Here is a 23,055-nt window from a genome sequence, read left to right as displayed (position 1 = left end):
CAGGCGGCGCCCCCGGGGCGCGTCACCGCACGAGTATCGCCACGACGTCGTCGGAGCGCCGGGAGCGCGAGGGGCCGGCCTCGTTGTTCCCCTCGGGCGCGGGGAAGTCCGCCAGGTAGGTGCCTGTCGGGGTCACCAGGCCGAGCCGCAAGGGGCGGTGGAGGATCCGGGCCATCGACTCGGCGATGTCCCGGGCCCGCTGGATCCTGACCTGTTCGACCGCGGCCCGCTCCTCGTTCCGTTCCTCCTCGTCCCCGGCCTCGTCCCGGGCCTCGTTCTCGCGGATGTCGAGCCACAGCTCCGCCGCCGGTCCGGCGGGTTCGGCTCGTCCGATGTCCTCCACGAAGAGCTGGACCATGTCGTCCGTCGCACTGTCGGCCCAGTGGCCGGCGTGACCGTTCTCCCGGAGGAGCGACTCGCCGTCGAAGACGTGTTGTGCGACATGGCCGGGCAGCACGCCGAGGCCCAGCAGGTCGCGTTCCGGCAGCCGTACCAGTGCCGTGCCGTTGACCCGGCGCGTACCCGCCGGTCCTTGGACGGTGATGACTGTTCCGACGGTGACCAGGTGTGTCTGCCAGAGGCGTTGGCCCTCCGGCTCGGAGGTGACGCCCTGCCGCTGCCAGCTGCGGTCGGTGGTGGTGTGCGAGCCGCCTGCCGCAGGGCGTTGCGTCTGTCCCCGGACCAGCGGCGCCGTGGTGCCCGTGGCGAAGGTCTTCTCCTCGTTCAGGTCGTACTTGAACTGGAGGTTCACCGCGGAGCTGTTCGACTGGACCGCCGACGACGTGGCGGAGTTCGCCTGCACGTACACCCGGTCCATCGCCACGGAGCCGGTGTGCGAGAGCGACACCGGCCGCAGCAGGTCGACGGAGAACGTGACCCGCTCGTCGAAGGACCAGGGCGGGGCGACGCCGAGCAGTGCCGCGACCTGGAACGCGTCCAGGTCCACCGACGCGTGCTGCACCAGTTCCGTGAGCTGAACGGCGGCCAGGTCACCGGCTTCCGATCCCGGTTCGGCGGCATCGGACGGCGGCGTCCCGACGAGGCCCAGCGAGGGAGCCACCGCGTTCACCGCGGCCAGCAGGTCCTTCACCCCGGTGAACCGGTGCACCACGACACGCCCGTTGCGCGGCAGTTTCCGCTCCAGGCCGGCGACCGCGGCGTGTGCGGTCGCCGCCTCGTGCACATCGCTGCCGGTGAGCCGCAGATCGACCCGGACGCGTACCGGGGGAGCGTCCTCGGCGGTGGCCGTGTCCTCCCAGCGCCGGTCCAGTGCGCTGTCCAGCCACTCGGCCACCCCGTTCCCGGAGAGCACGGAGCTGTTCAGGCCGTCCTGGACGAGCTGGACCAACGAGAACGGAAGGTTCTTGGTCCGCACGTCGACGTGGTACTCGTAAGTGACCCGGAACTCCGCGGCGTTGTCGGTCCGGAGCCAGAATCTCCGGTCCGACGACTTGCCCGTGCCGGTCGTGACCGCCCGGCTGCTGCTGTGCATGCCCTGCAGCGCCAGAGTGTCGGCGTGCTGCCCGACCAGCGGCCGTGGGTAACGGGTTCCGGTCGACCCGGTGATCGTGTGCCTCTTGGTCACGCTGTCGGACACCTGGGTGTTCCCGGGTACGTGGGTGAACACGTTCTCCTGGCCCGATCCGGCGTCGGCCGGGGTCCCCATCAGCGTGTTCAGGTCGTCGGCCGGGGCAGCCCACACGGACACCTCGACGAGTCTGGCGGATCCGTTGCGCACATGGACGAAGCGGACGCGTATCGGGTTTGCGCGGCCTCGCGAGGGGAGCGTACGCATGCCCGCCGTCGACGACAGGTCGTTGATACGTGCGCGGGCGCCCGGACTGTAGGAGTCGCCTGGCGTCAGCAGGCCGGGTGCCGCGTCCTCCACCCGCCTCCTGATGGCGTCACCGAACCGGTCGCGTTCGGTGTCGGGCACGTTCCGCGTGTCCTCGGAATTCTGCGCGGGCGCGAGCGGGACCGCGTTGAGGACGGCGCCGATTCCGAAGGCCCGCCCGTCCCGGAGCGTCGGAGGGAAGGCGATGAGCTGTTCCCCGTCCGGAGGCAGGACCACACCCTCGATGTCCGGGAGGAACTCCCGGTTGCGCCGCAACTGCCCCGCGGTCGTAAGGAACTGGACCCCGTCCGGCACTTCCACCGCCACCCGCACGACGGTCGGTCCGAGGCTTACGGCCCTCTGCAACGCCTGCGGTGCCGCGTTGACGAAGACGTTGCGGTTGCCGCGCCGGACGGTGATCACATAGGTCGCGTCGGCTTTCACGCGCAGGAGCGTCATCGACTCGGCGGGGGTACGGGTGATGGTGTCGGACGTCGTCCGGCTCTCGCTGTGGTCCTGGCGTGTGTTGTACGCGTGCCCGACGGGCGGCTGGAGCCATGGTGCGGCCGACGGCTTGAACGTGATGGTCCCGGCGTGGTCGTGCGAGGATCCGGTCGACTCCTGGAAGGTGTGCGACACCGAGGCCGCCGCACCCGTCTCGATGTACTGGGCGTGCCCTTCCACACTGGACAGCAGTCTCGGCGCGGTGGCGTATCCCTGGATCTCCACGGAGTACTCCGTGTCGCGGACCATGCCCGGCAGTATCAGGCCCTCGATGACGTAGCCGCCCTTGAAGATCTGATGGCCGCGGGCGGCGAGCTGGCCGGCGTTGAGGGCGGTGTGCAACTGCTCGGCGAGGGACGTGGTGCGGTCGTTGCTCTCGTCGCCGATGAGAGCCCGGCTGATCGTGCCCCGGCTCCCGGTGGTGCGTGAGTCTGTCCGCTGCGCCTCGGCGTTCGGGTTCGGGCCGGCGTCCGGGTTGGGTCCGGAGTTCCGGTTCGGGACGGCGTTCGGGTCCGGGACGGCGTTGGCGTCCGGGTCCACGACCGTGTTCGCTTCGACGAGCTGTTCGAGGCTCGCGAGTACGGCCTCACGCAGGAGGTTCGCCTCCTTCACCAGGTCGATGAACGCGTCGTCGGGTATGCGGAGCGGCCGGATCGGAGCGTGGGCCGTGTCGGCGTTCGCGAGCCGGTCCGGAGCATGGGCCGGCGGGTTCTCGTTCCCGGCGGGGCGGAAGGAGAGCAGAGCCGTATCGCTGTTGAGCCCCGCCGTGGTGACCGTGCGTATGCTGCCGTGATCCGTCGTCGGGAGGTCGGTGCCCAGGGCGGCGGTGCGGTCGTAGGGCACCGCGAGCAGGATCCAGGGCTCGGCCCGGAGTTCCGGTTCGATCTGGATCACGTGCGCGTCCCGAGGCGGTTCGGTGGTGAACGGGGGGACCGGCCTGTTCCCGTTGCTCCCGGTGACCGTCAGTACGAAGTCCGCCGGAATGGAGAACAACTCGGTCGGCTCGTTCCGCGTGAGCACCAGCTGATCGTGGCCGAGCCCGTTGCCCTTGGTCGCCGTCCGTGTCGACTGGGAGTTGTAGGTGTACGCGTATCCGCCCGCCACACTGAGCGGCTGCGAGCCTGCGGGGCCGGAGAGCGATCCGCCGCCGCCCGTTGTCCATCCCTGGGACACCGCCTTCTGCTCGGTGCCCGGCAGGGAGAGACCTACCATGTTGATGGTTTCGACGCTCTTGAGCGCACCTATGTGTTCGACTTCCGTCGATGTGCGGCGGAGCGCTCCGAGGGAGAGTTCCACACGCCGCTCGGACCTGCCCAGCCCACCCGGAACGGTGAGCCAGACGCGGTGGTTGCCCCTCACCATGTCGTCGAGCGCGGCGCGCAGGCCGAGCTGGGAGCGCATCTGCTCGAACAACCGCAGGTTGGCGAGGCGCGCCGCGACCGTCGTCTCGTCGGGGCGGCTCAGCACGTCCGGCACCAGCCCGGTGACGCGCTCGTACAGTGACTGCCCCACTTCCGCGGGGGCGGGTGGCAGGAAGCCGTTGTCGCGCAGCCACTTCTCCGCTCCGTCGAAGACCGACTCGGTGCCGTCGATCCGCAGCGAGGTGGCCGACAGGCCGATCGCCTGGAGCGCGGCGATCTCCGGAGCCGCCTGACGCGTGTTGGCGGTGTTCGCGTCCACGCTGAGCGGGTCGGGGAGCATCCGCACGTTGATCGCGCTCGTTCCCCAGGTGAACGGCGGCGGGCCGGTGCCGTCCCGGCCGATCAGATGGGCGGTGTACGTGACGGTGAACGGTACGAGCCTGTTTTCCTTCGTCGTGCGGAGTGTGTGGTTCACCGTGGCGGCCCCGCCGGAGTTGTGGCCGTAGGTCCAGCTCTTCTTCCATCCGCCCTTGAACCCGCCGGTGACGCCGATCACCCAGTCGGCCACCGGCTTGAAGACGCTCGCCACCAGATTGAAGGAGGGATTCACGGCGATGTCGACACCGAAGCCGGAGGCGATCTTCACCGAGGTGTCGAGCTTCATCGTGCGGGTGAGGTGGCTCTCCAGGAAGAAGTCCCCCGGCGTACGGGAGACCGCCGCGTTCGCGACGGGCGCGATGCGCGCGGCCAGCCGCAGCATGCCCACGACCTTGCCCTTCGGCGTGTACAGCAGCGGGGTGTACTGCCCGCCCGTGCCGCCCGGTCCGACTCGCTGGAGGGGCAGCCCACCGCGCTGGTTGACCTCGCCGAGGAGCGTCAGAACCGCCTTGCGCGAATCCTCCTTGAGCGAGTCGAGCAGCTTACGGAACGCGGGGTCGGCGGCTGCCGTCCGCGCGAGGGCTCCGGGATCCCTGACCGAGTCCACGGCCCACAGCGGAAGAGGGCCCAGGGTGTCGTCCAGGGTGTCGGTCAGAGTCACGGGGCCGGCCTCGGCGTTCTCCGCGTCGGCTTCGACGACGTCCGGGACGGTGGCCACGCGGTGGGGGAACTGCACGGTGAGAGAGCCGTGGTCCTGTGCCTGCGAGCCGAGTTCGTGAAGCTCGATGTCACCGAGCGCCGGATCGCCGGAGGCGTCCGCGTTGCCGGCGCGGTCACGGAGGCGCACCTGCCAGTCGGTGGTGAAGTCGACCGGATGCGAGGGGGTGTTGTTCCTCATGACCTGCGTCTGCGCGACGGCGTCGGCGGTCGTGGAGGTGACGCTGCGCTGATTGTGCGTCAAGGCCGGAGACAGGGTGACCGGTGTGCCGGCGTACCAGCCGGAGACGGCCCGAATCACGTTGAGGGTCCACGGTACGGACAACGTGCGCGGGTTGACCGATCCCGATGACGAACTGCTGTCGAGGGCGCTCGTCGCCCGCTTCTCGATGCGCCGCTGCGGGTCCTCCGGCGTGTGGCCGCTGAACCGGGTGGAGGTGACGGGGTCGGACAGGGTCAGCGACACGTCAACGGTGTGCGGGCCGTCCTCCAGCTGGACGGTCACGGCGTACCCGCGCTCGCTCAGTACATAGGGCATCCGGGCGTTCAGCGCGGCGGCACCGAACTCAGCCGCGATCTCTGTGCGCACTGCCGCGGTCTCGGAGGCGGAGAGCGTGCGGCCGGAACGGGCGAAGGCGGCGGCGACCCGGGCGGCGAGGGCGTTCAGCTGCGCCGTCGTCAGCGGATCGAACTGCTCCATGCCGACACCGTCGAAGTCCGGGTGCCGGCCGCCGTAGTTCCTCACGTACTCCGACAGCGGGCGGTTCCAGTGCGGGGGCGCCGCGCTCGTGGGCCACGAGGGACCGCCGCCGGTGTCGTCGGGGAGGAACATCCGCTCCGACGAGGGGACGACGGGCAGGGGCAGTGGCGAACCGACGGTGTGCAGCGGGATCACGGCGTGCATGCTGACGCGCTCGATGGTCCGCAGATAGTCCTCGGGCATGGTCAGCAACGAGGCTTCGTCGGCATGGACCATCACGCCCTCGGAGTGGACACCGGACGCGTTCTCGTTCCGGCGGAACACGAAGGGACTGCCCGAGTCCGCGTCGGCGTACTCGTCGGAGAGCCCGAGGTAGTGCAGGGCCTCGTGGATCAGTACGGCATCGCTGTGTCCGACGTCCCAGTTGTGCTGGTCGGCCCGGCCCGGTGTGGCCGCGTTGGTGAGCTGCACGGAGGGGCGCGTGCCGGGGGTGTTCACCAGTTCCAGCGTCACGAGCAGCTGATCGCCGGACTCGGGGAGCCGGTAGCCGATGTTGACGTACTTGTCGAGGCCGGCCTGTATGCGGGCCTGGAGACCGGCGAGGTGCTGCACGGTCAGCCCGTCGGCGAGGCCGACCCCCTGACTGATGAAGAAGTGCCGGACCGTACGCCCGTCGGGAAGCCGTTCCCGGCGGACGTGGTTCTGGATGACGGTCATGGCGCCGTCCAGCCTGCCTGCGTTCTTCCCGGACTGTACGACCTGCGGATCGAAGCGCGCGGTGTTCACGGCGGCGGTCGGGGCACCCAGGAAAGGCCACAGCTCGGACGGGAGCACGGGCGCCTCGACCAGCTCGCCCATGGGACGCGGCGGGCGTCCGGCGTCCCGCGCCGCTGTGTCCGACGTGTCGCCCCGGGTGCTGCCGGGGCCGTTCACCGGAGCCTGCGGGGCGGGCCAGGAAACGGGCTGCGACACGAGCGACTGCGTCGTGGGGTCGGTCGGCGGCGGTACTTCGAAGAGGCCGCCCACCGGGCGTGGCGCCGGGCTGGTGAGACCACCCTGCCGGTGGACGTCGGCCAGTTCCCTCGCGGCGTTCGCCAACTCCTGGTTCGCGGCGGCGAGGGCCCGTTCGGCACGGTCGAGGTTCAGTTGCAGGCGTGCCTCCCGCCCGTCCAGACGCAACTGCTTGCGGACCGCGTCGACGGCCGCTTCGGCATCGGCACGCTCCTCGGCCAGACCGGCGAGTTCCCTCTGCTGCTCGCGGATCTCGTTGCGCAGCGCTTCGGCCATCAGTGCGTTGCGTCGCGCGATGTCGGGGTGCGGAGCGGGCGTCGCCGACAGACGGTCACTGATCCTGCCGGCCTGCCCGTTCAGGCCGTCGAGCGACGTCTGTGCCGCAGCCCGCCTTGACGCGATGCCGGCCAGCAGCTCTTCCAGAGCGGCGTGCCGGGCGGTGTTCGCCGCAATGGCCCGCTGAAGCTGTTCGATCCGGTCCCCGCCGCCCGCGGCCGGTGGCCGCGAGCCTTCCGGCCCCATGGCCCGCAGCGCACGGAAGGTGGTGAGCTCGGTGCGCGCGTCGGCGCGGCCACGGGTCGCCCGGTCGTGGCGCTCGAACAGCTCGGTTCCATTGAACTGCGCGCCGCTCGGCGTGGTCTGCCTGCCGCTGCCGTCGAACTTCCAGAAGCGGGTGCCGTTGCCGTCCCGCAGGGCGAGTTCCACGGGGCGCCCGCTCGCGAGCGCGATCTCGGACGCCCGGCGGAGGGCGTCCAGGCGGGCCGAGGGAGCGGGGTCCGGTCCGAGGTCGTGCCAGAGCTGCGGCAGGGCGTTCTCGGGAAGCGGGGCCGCAGCCGTGATCTGCGCGGCCAGGGTGCCGGTCGAGGTGTCTCCGGTCGCGGAGAGGTCCCAGATCCCGTCGCCGCGGTTCGGATCCGTCAGGACCCCGAGTCCGAGCAGGTCCCGCTCCGGTACGCGCATGACGGCTGTGCCGGTGACGTGGCGCACGGTGCCGTCGGGGCCGGTCACCTCGGTGACCGTGTCGACCTCGACCTCGTGCGTCCGCAGGCCGTTCTCCGCCTCGGGTGTCCCGGCCGCGCCGGTCTTCTCCCAGCGGCGGCCCGCGGCGGAGATGCCGCCGCCCTGGCCCCCGGGGACCGACTGGTACTGGTTCAGCGGGACGGACACCCCGAGGCTGTGCCGGCCGTCGGCCGACGTCGTGCCGGAGACCGCGAGGGTGAACGCGGTGGAACGCGACATCGACGAGCTGGTCGTCGCGCTGAAGCCGGCGACCCGCACCCGGTCGACCGTCACCCCGTTGGTGCTGTCGACCGGCCTCGGATTGAACACCTTCGTGCTCATGGTGACCTGCGGGTGCTTGCCCGTGCCGGTGACCTCGCCGCCGAATCCGGCCGCCACGCGGACCGGGTCGAGGAAGAGCTTCCCGCCGTGCACGAGTTCGGTGAGCCGGATGGCGGCACCCTCGTCCGTCGAGCCGGTTCCGAGGCCGTCGCCCTTGAGCGCCGGCGCGACCTCCTGCACCGCTGCCAGCAGTTGCCGCTGGTTGGTGAGGCCGTAGACGATCTCCTGGCCGGTCGGTCGCAGCGGCGTGGCGCCGGACAGATGACGCACGGTCCGGGCCGGGTCCTGCGTGTACACCCGGTCTTCCAGCAGCTCCCGGCCGGGGTTCTGCTGGTCGCGGTCCCCGGAGAACCGGAGGGTGACCGAGGCGTCGACGGGCTCGGGCAGCACATGGGTCGTGCCACCGATGGTGAGGTCCGCCGAGAAGGTGTACGCGAGGGTGAACTCGGCGCCGCTCTCGGTGCGTTGCCAGACTCGGTCCTCGGCGGTGCTGGTGATGCTGACGACATCGGTCCTGAGCGTGGAGTGCGCGGCGCCCGGTCCGAACGCAGCCTTGCGATCCCCGTCCGTCGGTACGCCGACACTGCCGGGCACACCGAATCCCATGCGGGTGGTACGGCTGGTGCTCTCGGTGATGTTGGCCGGGGCGTGCGAGGTGAAGTTCTCCAGCGCCGCTCCCGGCCCCGCCTTCCGCCCCCGCACCCGGTCCAGCTGCTCGGGGGACCAGCTGGGGCGCGCGGAGAGCCTCACCGTCACGGCCCGGGTGAACAGACCACTGGTGTACGGGAACGTGAAGCTCAACGGCTTGTCGCTGCCGCGCCCGGGCAGCACACCCAGGGCGGCGGGCGAGGTGTGGTCGGCGATGCGCCGGCGCAGGCCGGGCACATAGTTGGTGTGGCCGGGGACGAGACTGCCCGGTGCGTGCTGCTCGACCAGGGCGGTCAGGCGGTCGCGCAGCAGGTCGAAATCGGGTGTCGGCTGCTGTGTCCCCTCGGCGGTGGGGGATTCCGGTCCCGTGACCACGGGCGCGGGCAGCGGAGACTTCAGTGCTGTGACGTCGAGGACCGCCGCGAGTCCGAGGAGACCGTACCTACGGAACCTGCGCGGCAGCGGCACGTTCTGCGGCCTGGACGTGTCGTCGACGGGGCCCGCGAGATCCATCAGGGTTTCGTCGCCGCTGCGTCGCAACTGGTCCGGGGTCGCCAGGAACTGGATGCCGCCGGGAACCGACACCGTGCGTGTCACGGCATCGGCCTCGATGTTCAGCGGCGTGACCCCGCGCAGACCGCGCCGGATCGTCACCTCGTAGGTGACGTCGGCGCTGATCCGGAACTGCGTGCCGCTCTCCGACGGCACGCGCGTGATACCCGTCGAGGCGGAAGTGGTCACGGAGTGGGCGGTGCCTCCGCCGTACACGCCCTTGGCGCCCGCACCACCCGTGACCGGCTTCCCGGTCCCGGAGCGGGCCGCGGACTCCGCGTCGGAATCCGCCGCCGCGGAGGCCTCCACCTCGGCCTTGCTCTTCCCGGACTTCAGGGTGAACCCGGGGCCGCCCTCGTGCGTGCTGCCCCTGGTGACCTGGTGGGAGGCGGCGTCGCTCACACCCAGGTCCGTCTCCCCGTACTGCTTGACCTCGCCCAGGTTCCGCGGGTTCGCGACGACGGCGCGTACCTGGACGACCAGGTCCGTACCCGCCACCGCGCCCGGGACGAACAGGTCGTCGATGACGTACCGGCCCTTGGTGATCTGGTGGGAGCGCGCCAGCAGCGCGGCCGGGGACAGCTGTGCGCGGATCGCCTCGTTCAGCAGCAGACCGTGGTCCGCACGGTCCTCCCCGAACAGCGAGTGCTGGACCACCGAGCCGACGTACAGGACGTGGCCGGCGAGGGTCTTCGCCGCGGCGACAGCGGGTGACCACCAGGACGAGGACGGCGTGCCGGCAGGGACCTGGGGTGTGTTCGCCGTGACCGGCAGGGGCAGTCCGTCCGGCCGCTGGTCCGATGTGAGCTGGTCCGGTGTCTGCTGGGGCGGTGGCTGTGCGAGCTTCCGCAGCATCGTGTCGACGGCCTCGTACAGCTTGCCGCTGCCCCGCATGACGTCGACGAGGGCGCTGTCCGGGATCCGGAAGGTGTTCTCCTGTTCCTCCAGGGTGACCCGGCCGGGGTCGTTGACCGTGGCGGGGTCGTATGTGAGCGGGTTCTCCAGGGACGCCGGCCGGGTGCGGCCCTGCGGCACGGCGAGGTCGACGAAGACATCAGAGTGCGTCCGGTCCGCTGTTGCCCGGATCTGGGAGTCCCAGGAGAACACGGGGTTCTGCTCGGCGCCCTCGAACACGTCCAGCGTCAGAACCGCCGGCACCCGGAAAAGCTCCGTGGTCTGGTTGCTCGTGAGGATGAACTGCGAGTGGGTGACCGACGAAGAGACGGTGGACGTCTCGGTGGTCTGCCACGTTCCCTTGTAGTCCGCCGTGAAGGACGCCCGCAGACGGCCCAGCACGGCGCCGGTGATTTCTCCTGACGCACCGAGGTTCCCGGTGGTGGTGGTCGCCTGCTGGCTGTTGCCCGGGACGGAGAGACCGCTGGCGCTGGGCATGTGCACGCCCGAGAGCGTCTTGATCCGCGTCGCGGCCTGATCCGTGTCCCGGCGGTCGAGTCCGAGCCGCACCTGGACCCTGCGGACGCCGCCGCCCCTCTCCGGCCTGCTGAAGTGGATCAGCAGGCCTCCGTCGACGAGTTCGTCCAGGACGCCCAGCAGGCCGTTCGGTGAGCTGAGCAGCATGAACCTGCGGAGGTTCTCCAGCCGGGCCTTGGTGAGGCTCTCGCTGGAGAACACGGAGAGCTCACCGGGAACCGGGAGGAAACCCTCGCTCCCGAGCCAGTCCCCGGCCCGGCCGAGTACACGGGCGATGCCGTCGCCGTGCAGGCCCACCGGAGTGGTGGAGATGCCGATGCTGTCCAGCCGGTCGAGCTCGGGAGGGAGCTCCGGTCCGGTGGACGTTCGGGTGCCGTCCGCCGTGCCCGGGTCGAGCGTCCGTATCCGTACGGTGGTCGGCTCGGCGGACCACGGGCCGGACCGGGTTCCGTCCGCCGGGATGAACTCGAGGTGGTACGTCACCGTCGCGGGAGTCAGGACGTGCCCGCCGTTGGTGCGGAGATTGTGCACGATGTTGTGCGTGGCCCCGGCCCCGAAGCCCTTGTCCTTCTGGTACGAGTAACCGCCCCTGGGCACGAGCGATCCACCCACGTGGAATTCCCTCAGGGCCTTGTCCACCTCCGCGGGTCTGTTGTTCATGACGGGACCGACAGCGGCGTCCCCGCCCAGCGAACTGGACACCTTGGAAAGGGAGTCGGCCTTCTGCTGCCGGTCGAGGTATCGCTCGAAGCTGTACTTCTCGCCGACCTTGATGTCGCGCAGGCCGTCGCCCTGGCGCGGGTTGACGTCCGCGACGACACGGAACATGCCGTAGGCGTTGCCGTGCGTGTCGAGGAGGACCGGTGAGAGGACCCCGGACGTGACGGTGTCGTTCTCGTTCTGCCTGCGCTGGAGCGGCAGGGCACCGAGCTGGTACTCGCCCCCGAAGAACTTCTCTGCGGTACTGAGGGAATCCGGCGCCAGCCTGCCGAGCTCCGTGCTGTAGCGGTCCCGGGCCTGCCGCAGAAGGCTCCCCGGGTCGGACATCGAGTCCATGGCCCACAGCGGCAGCTTGTCCAGGTGCTTGTTGAACTCCTTCGGGTCGCGGCTGATGACATGGGCGGGCCCGGAATCCGTGCCGGAGTGCGGCAGGGCAAGGTGTTCGGGGAACCAGGCCGTCACCGTGCCCCGTTCCTGAGGCGGCTTCCACCGCTGCTCGGGGGAGGCCGGCTGTTGCTCCCTGACACTCCACGACGCCCGGTAGTCGTAGGGGCTCGCCGGTTCCGTACTGCGCAGCAGGCTCGTCGAGTTCACCGAGCTGCTGACGGTCGACGCCAGGCTGCGCTGCTGATGGGTGCCGCTGATGTTCAGGGCGGCCATGATGCCGGTGAGGGAGAGCCAGTTCTTCGAGAACGTGTTGGAGTACGGGATCGTCCACGGGCGCGCAGCGGTGGTGCCGGCCTGGGATGTGGTGTCGAAGGCGGCCGTCTGCCGCTGTTCGTTGTTGTGCGGCGGCTTGCGGTCTCCGGTTCCGAAGACGGCCGTGGGCCTCGGGGCGGAGAGATCCAGTTTCACGTCGGCCCGACGGGCCGTGCCGTCCACGTCCACGGTGACGCCGTGGCCGTCGGGGCTCAGCAGCATCAGCCGGTTGTCGTGCAGTGCCTGCGGCGAGAGCAGCTTGGCGAGCTGCGCCCGGACCTCGTCCTGATGTGCTGCGGGTACGCGCAGCTCCTCCAGCACCTGCTCCTGGACACCCCTTGCGACGTCGTCGGGTATGGGGGAGATCTGGACGCCCCCGATCCCTTCGCTCCCGGCGGTGCCGAACCTCGCCACGTCGGGCGAGAGGGAGGACTGCCGCGCGGACGGAACCGGAGACACGGCGGGCGGGACGACGGACGGGGCGGGCGGGATGACGGAGGCGGCGGGCGGGATGACGGGCGTGGCGGACCGGAGGTTCTCGAGCTCGATCGACTCGTGCGTCGTGTCGCCCGACGGGAACTGCTCCGTGACGAGGGCGGACTGCCGCACACCCGACGCCGGGGCGGTGTCGGTGCTGTCCTGCGGCGACTTGCTTCGGGACCACTCGTCCTGCGTGGACTCCTCGTTGGGGAACAGGCGGCTCTGCGGGTCCGGTTCGCGCCGCCGGCTCAGGCCGTCGTCGCTCGTCGGGGCCTGGTTCCGGTCCTCGGTCACCAGGGGCGCAGAGCTGCTGGACTCGGTGGCGAGCGGGGACCGCTGCTGGTTCCGGACCTCCTCCTCGTTCGGCCGGACCGGCGTACCGGTCTGTGTGCCGACGCTCCGGACGGGCGGCTCAACCGGGCCGGCCGTACTCTCCGTGGTCTTGCTCGTCGTGTTGTCCGTGGCCTTCTCCGGGGACATGACCGACGGAGCGTTGACGGGCCGGACGTTCGACGGCGGCGGCTGACTGTTCTGCTGCGCCGGACCGGTGGTCCGGTTCGGGTGGACCGGGATGTTCACCGCGTTCGACGGTGCGCCGGCCTCCTGACCGGGACCATCCACGGGCGGCACCCCTGTCGCCGGCTGCTGGGGACCCGTGTTCCCCTGGCCGTTGAGGACCTCGGACGTGTTGCCGCCCCCGTTCTCGCCGGTCGCCTCCGACATGACGGCGACGGGCGGCTCCGTGGCCGCCCCCGGTCCGTCCAGGAGACGGTCCGGCCCGTCGAGACCGACCGGGTCCGTGACGACGGTGGTGTTCGCGTCCGCCGTCGAGGTCGTGACCGGGGAAGCAGCCGGGGAAGTGACCGGGGAGCTGACCGGGGTCGTCAGGGTGCCGTTCTGCTGTACGTCCTGCGCCCCGTCGTCCGTGTCCGAACCCCCTGACCCTCCGAAGCGTGACGACAGGTTCAGATGGCCGAGTCTGTCCCGCAGCCCGGCCCCGAGACGCTCGCCGCCCGACTCCATGACATGACCGACCCGGCCCTCGACCATGCCGGAGCCGAAGGTGAGCCCGGACGTGGTGAACTCGTGCTCGTCGGAGAAGACCAGGTTGTAGGTGCCCTCGGACACCGCGGCGTGCACGCCCTCGAACGCACCGGTGACGGTGGACCGCACCGTCGTCCGAAGGATGTTCCCGGCCAGGACGTCCGCCGTGCCCTGGCTGAGCACCCGGGTGACCGGGGCGTCCATCAGGCCGGCCAGCGGCTTCAGGGTCTGCTCCAGCGCCTGGGGCAGATCCTTCTTCCCTGTCCTGTCGAGCACCGTCCGGGCCCAGTCACGGCCCGCGTTCCTCGCTTCGGTGCCTCCCAGATGCTTCTGGAAGGTGTCGCCGACGGCGGTGACGAACGCGTCGCCGGCCTCCTTGGCCCCGGGACCCGCGGTGCCCGGGAGGTGTGTCCTGAAGGTGTCGGCGATGTCGGTCCCGAACGAGGTGACCGCCGGGCCGGGCCCGATGCCCTTGGACGACGGCAGGACGACGTCCAGCTGCCGGCCCAGGCTCTTCCCCGCGTCCTGGCCGAACATGTCGGCGAGCGTCCTGCCGAACTTGTTGCCGAGCGCGTGGAACGGGCCGGCCATCAGACCCTGCACCGCTCCGGAGAGGGCGGCGGCCGTCGTGAGCGAGGTGTCGAAGCTGTCCCGGGTGCCCTTGTTGAGCTGTGTCCACTGCACCATGGAGTCCATGGCCACACCCATGCTGATGTTGATGACCTCGTGCATCAGCACGGTTCCGAGCAGCTGAGCGAGACGGGAGCGGATGATGAACCGGGCGATCGCCTGCCGGGCCAGGTACGCCTGGATCGAGGCACCGAAGAAGAAGGCGAGCGCCGCCGCGACGACCGCCTCGACCAGCAGCTCCACGAGCTGAGCGATGATCATGTACTTCGTGTACTGGAGCTGGGTCGCGCTCTGACGCGTGAAGTCGGACAGGAGCTGCGCCTGGTCGGTCACCGCGTTGAAGTAGTCGAGCCCCTCCTGGCCGCCGAGGAAGCTCTTCATGGCGTCCTGGTACACGGCGGAGGCATCGCCGCCGAAGTTCTGCCGCGTGATGCCCATGGCTTCCGCGACCTGCCGCTGGATGTCCTGGGTGAGTTTGCCGTGCAGGCCGCGGTGCACCTCGGCCAGCTCGAACATCCTGTCCTCGTCGCCGTTCGGCGGCACTTCGCCGGTCAGGGCGGCGAACAGCCAGGCGGCCTCCGGGGGAAACTCCAGCGACACGGCTCAGTGCTGCTTCGTGCTGTTGCTCTGCAGCGCGTCGAGCACATCGCCCTGCTGCGAGCGGAAGCTGCTCGCCGTGTCCGTCAGGCTCGTGGCGCTGCCGGACAGAGCCGCGCTGAGCTCGGTGATCCCGGCCCTGGCGAACTCGACACCCTGCACGTACATCGACGCGAAGAGGTCACCGAAGGCACCGTCGCCCCAGCAGCCGTGGTAGGAGGTGACCTTGTCCAGGTAGTCGTCCCGGACGAGAACGAGCCTGTCGGCCACCTTCTCGACGACCTGCCCGCTCTTCCCCAGCCCCTGGGTGTCGACGTCCAGCCCGCTCATCGCTGCGCTCCCTTGTCGTTGCCGGCTTCGTACGCACCCTCGTCGTCCTCGTCGACCAGTTCGTCCAGCAGCGCGCCCGAGGAACGAGTCGGCGGCTGTTCGGGCGGCACCGGGAGCCCCTCCTCGATCAGCGGAGCGAACAGCTCGCCCCAGTCGACTTCCCCGAAGGTGCCCGCGCCCGGCGCCTCCTGCGCACTGTCCGGCTTCAGCCCGGGTATCGGTCCGAAAGGCCGGTACACCTCGGCGAGTTCGCCGGCCGCCCGGGCGCGGGCCGCCGCGATGGTGGACATCAGTACGCTCGCGAGCTGGGCCGGGGCCATCGTCCGGTACCGGACCGTGGGGAAACGCAGGTGCGTCAGCTCGCCCTGCGCCCCGACGGTCGCCTCGACCGAGCGGTCCTTCGCCATGACGGTGGCCGAGATACGGGCCGCCGTCGCCGCGGCCTCGCCGAGCTTCGCGCGGGTCTCCTCGAACTCCGCAAGCGCTTCGGCCAGCCGCTCCTCCATCGGGTTGCTCATCGCTTTCGCGCCGCCTTCGTCCGTACCGCAGGAACCTCTGTCGTACATCCCGGCCGGGTCACCGCCCGATCACCCCGGCCACGCCGCCCTCGTCCGTGCCCCACACGTCCTCGTCCTCGCTCACCCACGTGTGCCGCTCGCGCTCGTCGCTCTGAGTGCCGCCGCTCATGCCACCGGCGCCGCCCATCGGCGGCATCATGGGGGTGCCGCCCGACGAGCTGGTGGCGGGACGCCGAGCCAATGAGGCCTCCTCCGCCGCCAGTTGTGCCGAGCGGGTGCGGGCGCCGTTCGTCTCCAAGGTCCCGGTGCGCAGCCGTTCGGCCGCGGTGCCCGCGCCCGATGCGGCGGTGCCCGCCGTGCCCATGGGGTTGAGGCCCTGGGCGCCGAGGGGGTTGGCCGCAAGCGGGGTGGCGGAGCCGCCCGCGTCCCCGCTGCCCCGGGAGCCCGCACCGCTCAGCGGAGAGACCTGCTCGCCGTCGTCCGGGTAGTCGTAGTAGTCGTAGAGCGACGAGGGCAGGCCCGTACTGCCGCCCGTGGAACCGCTGTTGAGGTCGAGCAGTGCACTGCGGGTGCCGGTCGTGACGCCGTTGGCGTCCGTGGTCACCGTCCGGCCGTCCGGGTAGCTGATCTCGTGCCCGCCGTCCTTGAGCTGCCTGTCGACGGTCCCGTCCGGGTACGTCGTGACGCTCGACCCGTCGGCCCGGTACGTGGTCTGGGCGCCGGCGTTGCCGCCGAGCGTGTTCAGATGCTCCGTGGTCTTGTGTCCCTGGGCGTCGGTAGAGGTGAACGTGCCGTCCGCGCCGAGCTTGGTGGTGCTGCCGTCCTTGTACGCCGTCGTCACCGAACCGTCCGAGCCCACCGTGGCGACGGACCCGTCCGCGTACGTGACGGTGGATGTGCCCTTGCCCAGGTGAGCGACCGTCCTGGTGCCGTCGGGGTCGACGGTGGTGACGGTTCCGTCGGCCGATACGGACGTCCTGGTGCCGTCCTCGTACGTCGTGACGGCCGAGCCGTCCTCGCCGAAGGCCGTACGCGAGCCGTCCGGGTTCTGCACCGTCTGCCCCGGACCGGGGTGGGTGGTGGTGCTGTGGCCCTGGGCGTCGGTCGTGGTCAGCATGCCGTCCGGGGTCGTGCTGGTCCTCGAACCGTCCGGGTACTGGGTGACCGTGCTGCCGTCCGGCTTGATCGTGGTCCTGGTGCCGTCCTGATAGGTGACGGTCTCGCTGCCGTCCTTGTTCAGTACGGTCCTGCTGCCGTCCGGGTTGACCGTGGTGACCGTGCCGTCCCGGTCGACGGTCGTCGACGTTCCGTCCTTGTGCGTGGTGGTGCGTGAGCCGTCCGCGTTGTACGAGGTCGTGCTGGAGTCCGGGCCCTTGACCGTTCTGAGCGCGGACACCGGGGTCCCGGTGGCGCCGCCCGTCAGTCCGCCCGTGTTCAGGGGCAGCAGCGGAGTGCCGCCGGGCGGCGTGGTGACCTGGCTGCCGTCGGGATAGGTCGTCACCGAGGAGCCGTCGGCTTTGCGCACGGTGGTGGAACCGTCCGCGTTGTACGTCGTGCCGCCGGTGCCGGCGAGCCCCGAGCCCGAGGTGCCGGACCCGCTGAGGGAATTGAGGCCCAGTCCGGCCGGCAGCTGCGCGGAGTCCACCGACGGGTTCGTCACGGTGTCCCCCTCGGGGCCCGCGCCGACGTCCCCGATCCCGGCGTCGCCCACCCCGTTCGGGTCGAGCGGCGACTGGTCGCCCGCGCCGGCACCGCCCGCGAGCTGATCCTTCAGGGCCTCGCTCTCCTTCTTCGCCTCCTCCTGCTCCTTGCGCAGGTCCTCCTTCTCCTTCTCCGCCTCCTCCTTGGCCGTCGCATCGGCCAGACTGGTCACACCGGGGCGGAAAATGAAGGCTGTGCGGCCTTTGCCGGCCGCGGAGAGTGCCTTGTTCAGGGTGGCGGCCGCGGCGGTGGCCGGTGCGTCGAGCTTCACACCGATGTTGGCCGTCCACTCCTTGTACGCCGCGTCGGCGATGTTCTGCCACGCCTGGACCTGCCGCAGGTCACCGTAGGGAGGCATGCTCACCTGATAGCCCGCCTGACGCACCCAGTTCAGGCCCGACCCGTCCATCCGGCCGATGTTGTTGGCGTTCACCCACTCCGCGACGCGGTCGAGGACCCGCAGCAGCACGGCGGTGGGCAGCCATTCCTGGCCCGGCTGCGAGGTCCAGTCCTGCCAGGCCAGGCGGAGCGTCGTCGCGCAGTCGTGCAGTGCCTTCTCGGCGGAGATCAGGTTGTTCCCGATACCGGTCGTGGCCGTGTACGCGGAGTGGGAGGGGGAGACCTGGACCTGGTCGACGGGGTCCAGGTCGTGGGCGAAGTTCTTGTATCCGGTGTTCAGACCGTCGATGAGGATCCGGAAGACGCTTGCCGCCTTGCCCCGCAGAGCCGCGTTCTCCTCGCCGAGGTCCAGGTGCCACTGTTCGAGGGTGCGGGAACGGCTGTCGAAGAAGTCCCGCACCCGGTCGAACGCCATCGACGTCTGGACGAAGCTCTTCAGATTCAGGCCCGCTTCCGCGCCGACACTGCGCGAACCGTACGTGAACCCCACGGTGTCGAACTTCGTGCTCAGCTGTTCCAGGGCCATGCCGTAGCCCCAGTCGAAGGCGCTGGCGACGCCGTCCTTGCCCCAGTCCCAGTCCATGCCGGTCTTCAGCCAGGGAAAGGTGATGCTGACCTGGTAGGTGTCGATCCGGGAGTCGCTGCCGGGGCCGTCGTCCGCGCCGTAGAACTGGATGATGCGTTCGGCCCTGCCCGGCGCCGGGGCACCGCCCGTCGGCGGCGTTCCGTTGATCCTGGTGATCGTCGGCGTCATCCACCGGGTGTCGCCCGCGGTCTGTTCGTCCTTGGACGGATTGTCGCTCCCGCCGCCGCTGTCCTTGCCCTTGATGCCGCCGACATCCTCCCGGGTGCCGCCGTCGAAGCCGGTGAGCTGCTTGACGATGGACTCCCACAGGGCGGGAGAGGGAGTGGTCATGGGGGCGCTCGGTCTCTGTACGGGGGGCGGGAACGGGTGAGTCGGCGGACGGGGGGCGTGGGCCGCCGGGTCAGACGGACGGCCTCGTGGTCAGGTCGTCCTCCACGTTGTGCAGGTCGTTGAGGAACGTCGCACCGTCGACCTGGTCCAGGCTGTCCTGCTGGGCCTTCTTCATCTCGGCGATCGTGGTGCCGAGGTTCAGCCGGATGTCCCGGAACAACTGTTCCTGGGAGGACTCGACGGGATGCAGACTCGTTGCGGCGCCCTTCACGAAGGTGAGCAGCACACCGCCCGCCAGGGCGCCCGACTGCTGGGCCAGGAGGCCGATCTGCAGTCCGCCGGCGCCGAACGGCGCCGAGGGTGTGCCGAGCGCGTCCGACAGCGTCTTCATCGACATGACCGGACCGTCGGCGGAACCGCCGTCCAGATCGGTCTGGAGTTCCACCAGCGCGTCGATGACGCCCTGGACGCCCTCCGTCGTCCCGTCCCCGCCCTTGCCGTCGATGAACTTCTGGAGGTTCTCCGGATCGAGGTGGGACAGATCGAAGGAGGTCGCCATGACGTCTCTCGCAATCGGCAGGGGGTGGGCGGCGGACGGACCGGGGGCTGTGCGGCGCGGGCGTGCCGGCCGGTCAGCCGCCGATGCGCACGTTCGACCACTGGTCGGCGCTGCGGTTCTCGTGCTTGCGGTACAGGTCCGAGATCTCGTTGAGCGTGCCGCTGTGGCGTTCCAGCACCGTGCCCAGCTGGTTCGACGCGTCGTTCCAGGCGGTCTGCTTGCCCTGGTAGGTCGCCGCGTCCTGGCCCTGCCAGGCGCCGCGCAGACCGGCCAGTTCCTCGTTCAGCGCGGTGATGGTGTTCTGGATCGCCCTGGTCTGCAGGCGCATGTCCTCAGCGGCCCGGTCGACGTGGTTGTACTCGACGTGGATGATGCCGTCGGTCGTGTTGGAGTAGTCGGGCACGGGGGGCTCCTCTGGCGGTCGGGCGTGAAGACGGGAGGCGGTACGGCAGGCGGCGGGGCTACTTGCCGGTCAGCGTGTCGAAGACGCTGTTCGACTTTCCGGCGGAGGTGATCGTGTCGGTGGTCTGTGTCTGGAGGCTGCGCTGCTGCACCCCGGTCTCCTCCAGCTTCTGCATCATGTCGCCGACGTTCTTGGTGATCAGGTCGACCTGCTGGCTCCAGTCCGCGAGCAGTCGCTGGAAGGCGCCGCCGTCCTGGCCGCCGTACGCGCTGATCAGCCCCTGCATGGTGGTCTTCACGTCCTCCTGCGCGCGCTGGACTCCTCGTTTGGCCTGGTCCAGAGCCTGGTAGCCCTTCTGGTTCTCGGCCTGTGACGAAGTCTGGAGATTGCCGGGCAGGGGAGGCGTCGACATGGCGAGTTCCTTGTCTGAGCGAGGGGCGGTACGCGGCCGGTGGCCGGGGGAGCGAACCCGGGGACGGCGAACACCGAGACGGTGATCATCTGTCCGATAAGGATCGATGCTAGGGATGTTTGTGTGACACACGCAATCCGATGCGGTGAAATCTGAGCTCTTCTTGATCTTCGGCGCCACGCCCGTCCCAAATGTGACGTGACGTCAATGACCCGCTCCGTCAGCGGGCGTGACGTGGTCTCAGCGGCGTACGACCGTACGGGTTCAGCCGCACCGAGCGCCCGGCGCCACGGAAACGGACGGCTTCTCGCCCGTCGCGGCCGCCGCGTCGAGCACCGGCCCCGTCGGCAGCATGTCGAGCAGCCGGGACGGCACAGCCTGGGCGTGAGCACCCTCGAAGCCGAGACGGCTCACGGAATCGGCGTCCGGCAACCGGTACTTCACCCCGACATCGGTGACCAGGTACGTCGTCGTCCCGATCACCCCGCCCCCGGCCCCGAGCGCCTGCACGAGCGCGCCGCCCCCCGGCGGGACCGCCACGCCGTCGACGGGCAGGCAGGCCGCGCCGATCTCCGCACCCGCGGCGGGTGCGGCCACCCGCTCGGTGTCCGGCAGCAGCGCGAGCCGCACCCGGGGCGCGTCCCCGTCCGGCTGTACCTGCGCACACACCGCCGTGCCCCGGTCGGGTTCCTGGGCCCTGGGCGTGCGCGCCGGCCAGTCGGTGGGGTCGCTGCCGGCCTTGCCCGCGGGTGCCTGGTGCCGTGCCACCTGGTCCGCGGAGATGCGGAGTGCGGCCGGCACGGCGCCCCGGTAGGCCAGTTCGGCGGTCCGGTCGTCGGCCAGGACGAGCGCCGCGGCGGGGGCACCGAGCGCGCGCAGACCGGACTCCTCCAGCAGGAAGTACTCCGCCGCCGCGCCGGGCGAGGAGAGCGTGAAGACCTGGCCGACCCGGCTGGGCCCGCCGCCGATCTCCGGGCCCGCGCCACCCCGCCCCTCGATCTCCGGCGGTGCCAGGTCCGCGCCCGCGGGGACGCTGTCCAGGAACGCCGCGGACACCCGTACGGGGGTGACGCCTGAGTAGCCCAGCGCCTGCGCGGCGCCGTGCTTGCCGAGTCGCAGCCGGTGGTCGCCCCACAGGACGTAACGGGAGCCGTCCGGGCCCTGGACCAGCACCGCCCGGCCCGTCGCGGGGAAGACGCCGCCGGTGGCCGCGCCCAGGCGCAGGGAGGTGACGGGCTGCCGGCCGGTGCCGTCGGGCCCGGTGTGCACCGGCTCCTGCGCGCAGACCTGCCAGGCACCGTGCTCCAGATCGCCGGATGCGGGCAGCGCGTCCGGCGCGCCGGGTATGCCCACCGGCGTACCGTGCGGCTCTCCGCTCAGCGAGGCCGCCGATGTCGACACGGTCGTGAGCCGGTCGGCCGCGATCAGCCGGGCGGAGGCGTAGTTGCGTACCGGCCGCAGCACCCCGTCCAGGTAGAGGTACCGGGTGCCGGTGTCCTTCTGCACGATCAGTGCGTCCGCCTGACGCCAGGACTTCGTGCCGGCCGGCGAGATCAGCCCGAACAGCAGGAAGCCGACGACGAGCACCACCCCTAGGCCGATGCCCCACGCCATGCCCCTGTTGGTGCGGCCGACGGGGCTCTCCGGCGCGTCCGGATGGCCTCGCAGCATGCCGCTGGTGAGCCGCCCCATGACGAACATGTGGGCCTGGACCTGGTCCTTCCTCGACTGCATGTCCGCCGCCCCCTCAGCCGGTCACGGTGCGCAGGGCGGAGTACACGCCCAGTACCCACAGCGCCAGCGGGATCAGTGCCACGGCCGCGAGCGAGTGCAGGATGTCGGCGGCCCGCCCCCAGTACGGCAGCAGCCTGCGCCCCGGTACCGTCCAGGACGCGACGGCCGAGGCCGCCGCGGCGGTCAGCAGTCCCGCCAGCAGGACGGGGCGCTCGGCGGCCGGCATCTCCCCGGCCGCCCGGACGGCCATCAGGACCACTCCGTACAGGCCGGGCAGCAACACCGCGGGCCGCTGCCACACGTTGCCGATGCCGCGTGCGTGCAGGAGCAGCAGCAGACAGAGCACGGCTGCCGTCACCAGGGACGCGGTTGCGGGTTCGTCCAGGACCAGTGCGGTCAGCACACCCGCGCACACCACGCCGACCGCCGTGTACAGCGCGGTCATCCACTCCTCGGCCAGCGCGGTGCGGCTGACCACCCGCTGGTGCGGATGGGGCTCGATGCCCTCCTGCAACTGCTCGGCGTCGGTGGGCAGGGCGGGCAGCCGCAGCCCCGACAGACGGAAGGCGATGCCCGGGACCAGCCCGCCGAACACCACGGCCAGTACCGCGACGATGCTCGCGGCGTGTGCGGCGGGAACGTCCAGCGTCAGCATGAGGACGCCCCACAGAGCGCCCGCCACGGCGATCACCGCCGTGCACAGCAGCAACGGGACGAACGCGGCGACCGCCGCCACCGCCAGGACCGCCCCGCCGGCCGCGGCAGCCGAGGCGGCCAGCAGCCGGGAGCCCAGCAACTGCCCTCCCGCGTCGGCGTCCCCGACGGGAAGCAGCGCGCCCGCCAGTGCCAGATACGGCGCCACGAGCATCCCGAGCGCCGCGCCCGCCGCCGAGTCACCGACTGCGCGACTGGCCGATGCGGCGCCGAACAGCACGAGCAGCGCGGTGCCCGCGGCGACCGCCGCACGCAGCGGCGCGGACCCGCCGGGCAGTGCCAGGACCAGTAGCCCCGCCGCCGGCAGCACGACCGCGGTGCCGCGCAGCAGCCACCTGCTGGTGCGGGCCTCCCAGCCGTGCGGCCGCTCGCGCATGGTCGTGGCGACGCCGTCCACCAGATCGTCGAAGTGGATCGGCGGCAACGCCTCGGTACGGGGGCGCAGATGCAGCATCTCCCCGTCCCGCAGAGTCAGTGCCTCGGGGGTGGCCTCCTCGTCCAACGGCTCCTCGCCGAGGCGTTGCAGAACCCATCCGCCGTGCTCGACGCCCTGCTCCGCCAGGTTGTCCCCGGCGTGCTCGAGCAGGATGGGCAGCAGGTCGGCGACCGGTACGTCAGCCGGAACGGCGAGGTCGACGACGCGCTGCGGGGTTCTGACCGTGAGTCTGCACAGGCCGGAGCCCGATATGTCTGTCATGGCGGGTGGCCGCACCTCTCCGAGG

General features: G+C 70.9%; 9 protein-coding genes. All 9 read right to left on the bottom strand.

Translation table 11 applies throughout. From position 1 onward, the window contains the following. Nucleotides 1-22: 22 nt before the first annotated feature. Nucleotides 23-14,650: a WXG100-like domain-containing protein gene (locus tag ABT025_RS13990; protein WP_350993518.1), complete on the bottom strand. Its 14,628-nt coding sequence runs from the start codon at nt 14,648-14,650 to the stop codon at nt 23-25. A gap of 3 nt (nt 14,651-14,653) precedes the next feature. Beyond that, nucleotides 14,654-14,977 carry a hypothetical protein gene (locus ABT025_RS13985; RefSeq protein ID WP_350993516.1) on the bottom strand — a complete coding sequence of 108 codons (324 nt, stop codon included), beginning with the start codon at nt 14,975-14,977 and terminating at the stop codon, nt 14,654-14,656. Next, a complete protein-coding gene (locus ABT025_RS13980) occupies nt 14,974-15,495 on the bottom strand; it encodes a YbaB/EbfC family nucleoid-associated protein (protein ID WP_350993514.1) in 522 nt (173 codons plus the stop codon). Before ABT025_RS13980 ends, ABT025_RS13985 begins: the two co-directional genes overlap by 4 nt. A 58-nt stretch (nt 15,496-15,553) precedes the next feature. Beyond that, nucleotides 15,554-18,511, bottom strand: coding sequence for an AAWKG family protein (locus ABT025_RS13975; RefSeq protein ID WP_350993512.1), 2,958 nt, complete (start codon nt 18,509-18,511; stop codon nt 15,554-15,556). A gap of 70 nt (nt 18,512-18,581) precedes the next feature. Next, the gene (locus ABT025_RS13970) at nt 18,582-19,070 is read right to left on the bottom strand and encodes a type VII secretion system-associated protein (protein ID WP_350993510.1); all 489 of its coding nucleotides are present in this window, start codon (nt 19,068-19,070) and stop codon (nt 18,582-18,584) included. Between the two features lie 73 nt (nt 19,071-19,143). After that, nucleotides 19,144-19,473 carry a WXG100 family type VII secretion target gene (locus ABT025_RS13965; RefSeq protein ID WP_350993508.1) on the bottom strand — a complete coding sequence of 110 codons (330 nt, stop codon included), beginning with the start codon at nt 19,471-19,473 and terminating at the stop codon, nt 19,144-19,146. A 58-nt stretch (nt 19,474-19,531) separates the two neighbouring features. Beyond that, complete coding sequence (locus ABT025_RS13960) at nt 19,532-19,885, bottom strand: hypothetical protein (RefSeq protein WP_350993506.1); 354 nt, start codon at nt 19,883-19,885, stop codon at nt 19,532-19,534. 264 nt (nt 19,886-20,149) lie between these two features. After that, a complete protein-coding gene (gene eccB / locus ABT025_RS13955) occupies nt 20,150-21,619 on the bottom strand; it encodes a type VII secretion protein EccB (RefSeq protein WP_350993504.1) in 1,470 nt (489 codons plus the stop codon). Between the two features lie 13 nt (nt 21,620-21,632). After that, nucleotides 21,633-23,030, bottom strand: a complete 1,398-nt coding sequence (eccD, locus tag ABT025_RS13950) for a type VII secretion integral membrane protein EccD (RefSeq protein WP_350993502.1) — start codon at nt 23,028-23,030, stop codon at nt 21,633-21,635. Nucleotides 23,031-23,055 lie beyond the last annotated feature (25 nt).

Origin of the sequence: Streptomyces sp. NPDC002809, assembly GCF_040295435.1 — a bacterium.
GTDB lineage: Bacteria > Actinomycetota > Actinomycetes > Streptomycetales > Streptomycetaceae > Streptomyces.
The sequence above is the reverse complement of the archived record's forward strand: the minus strand, read 5'-3'. Positions and strand labels throughout refer to the sequence as shown.

Excerpts from the sequence above, each read along its gene's own strand:
- ABT025_RS13985 (WP_350993516.1), bottom strand. The coding sequence starts at position 14,977 with ATGAGCGGGCTGGACGTCGACACCCAGGGGCTGGGGAAGAGCGGGCAG.
- eccB (WP_350993504.1), bottom strand. The coding sequence starts at position 21,619 with ATGCAGTCGAGGAAGGACCAGGTCCAGGCCCACATGTTCGTCATGGGG.
- ABT025_RS13960 (WP_350993506.1), bottom strand. The coding sequence starts at position 19,885 with ATGTCGACGCCTCCCCTGCCCGGCAATCTCCAGACTTCGTCACAGGCC.
- eccD (WP_350993502.1), bottom strand. The coding sequence starts at position 23,030 with ATGACAGACATATCGGGCTCCGGCCTGTGCAGACTCACGGTCAGAACC.
- ABT025_RS13980 (WP_350993514.1), bottom strand. The coding sequence starts at position 15,495 with ATGAGCAACCCGATGGAGGAGCGGCTGGCCGAAGCGCTTGCGGAGTTC.
- ABT025_RS13970 (WP_350993510.1), bottom strand. The coding sequence starts at position 19,070 with ATGGCGACCTCCTTCGATCTGTCCCACCTCGATCCGGAGAACCTCCAG.
- ABT025_RS13975 (WP_350993512.1), bottom strand. The coding sequence starts at position 18,511 with ATGACCACTCCCTCTCCCGCCCTGTGGGAGTCCATCGTCAAGCAGCTC.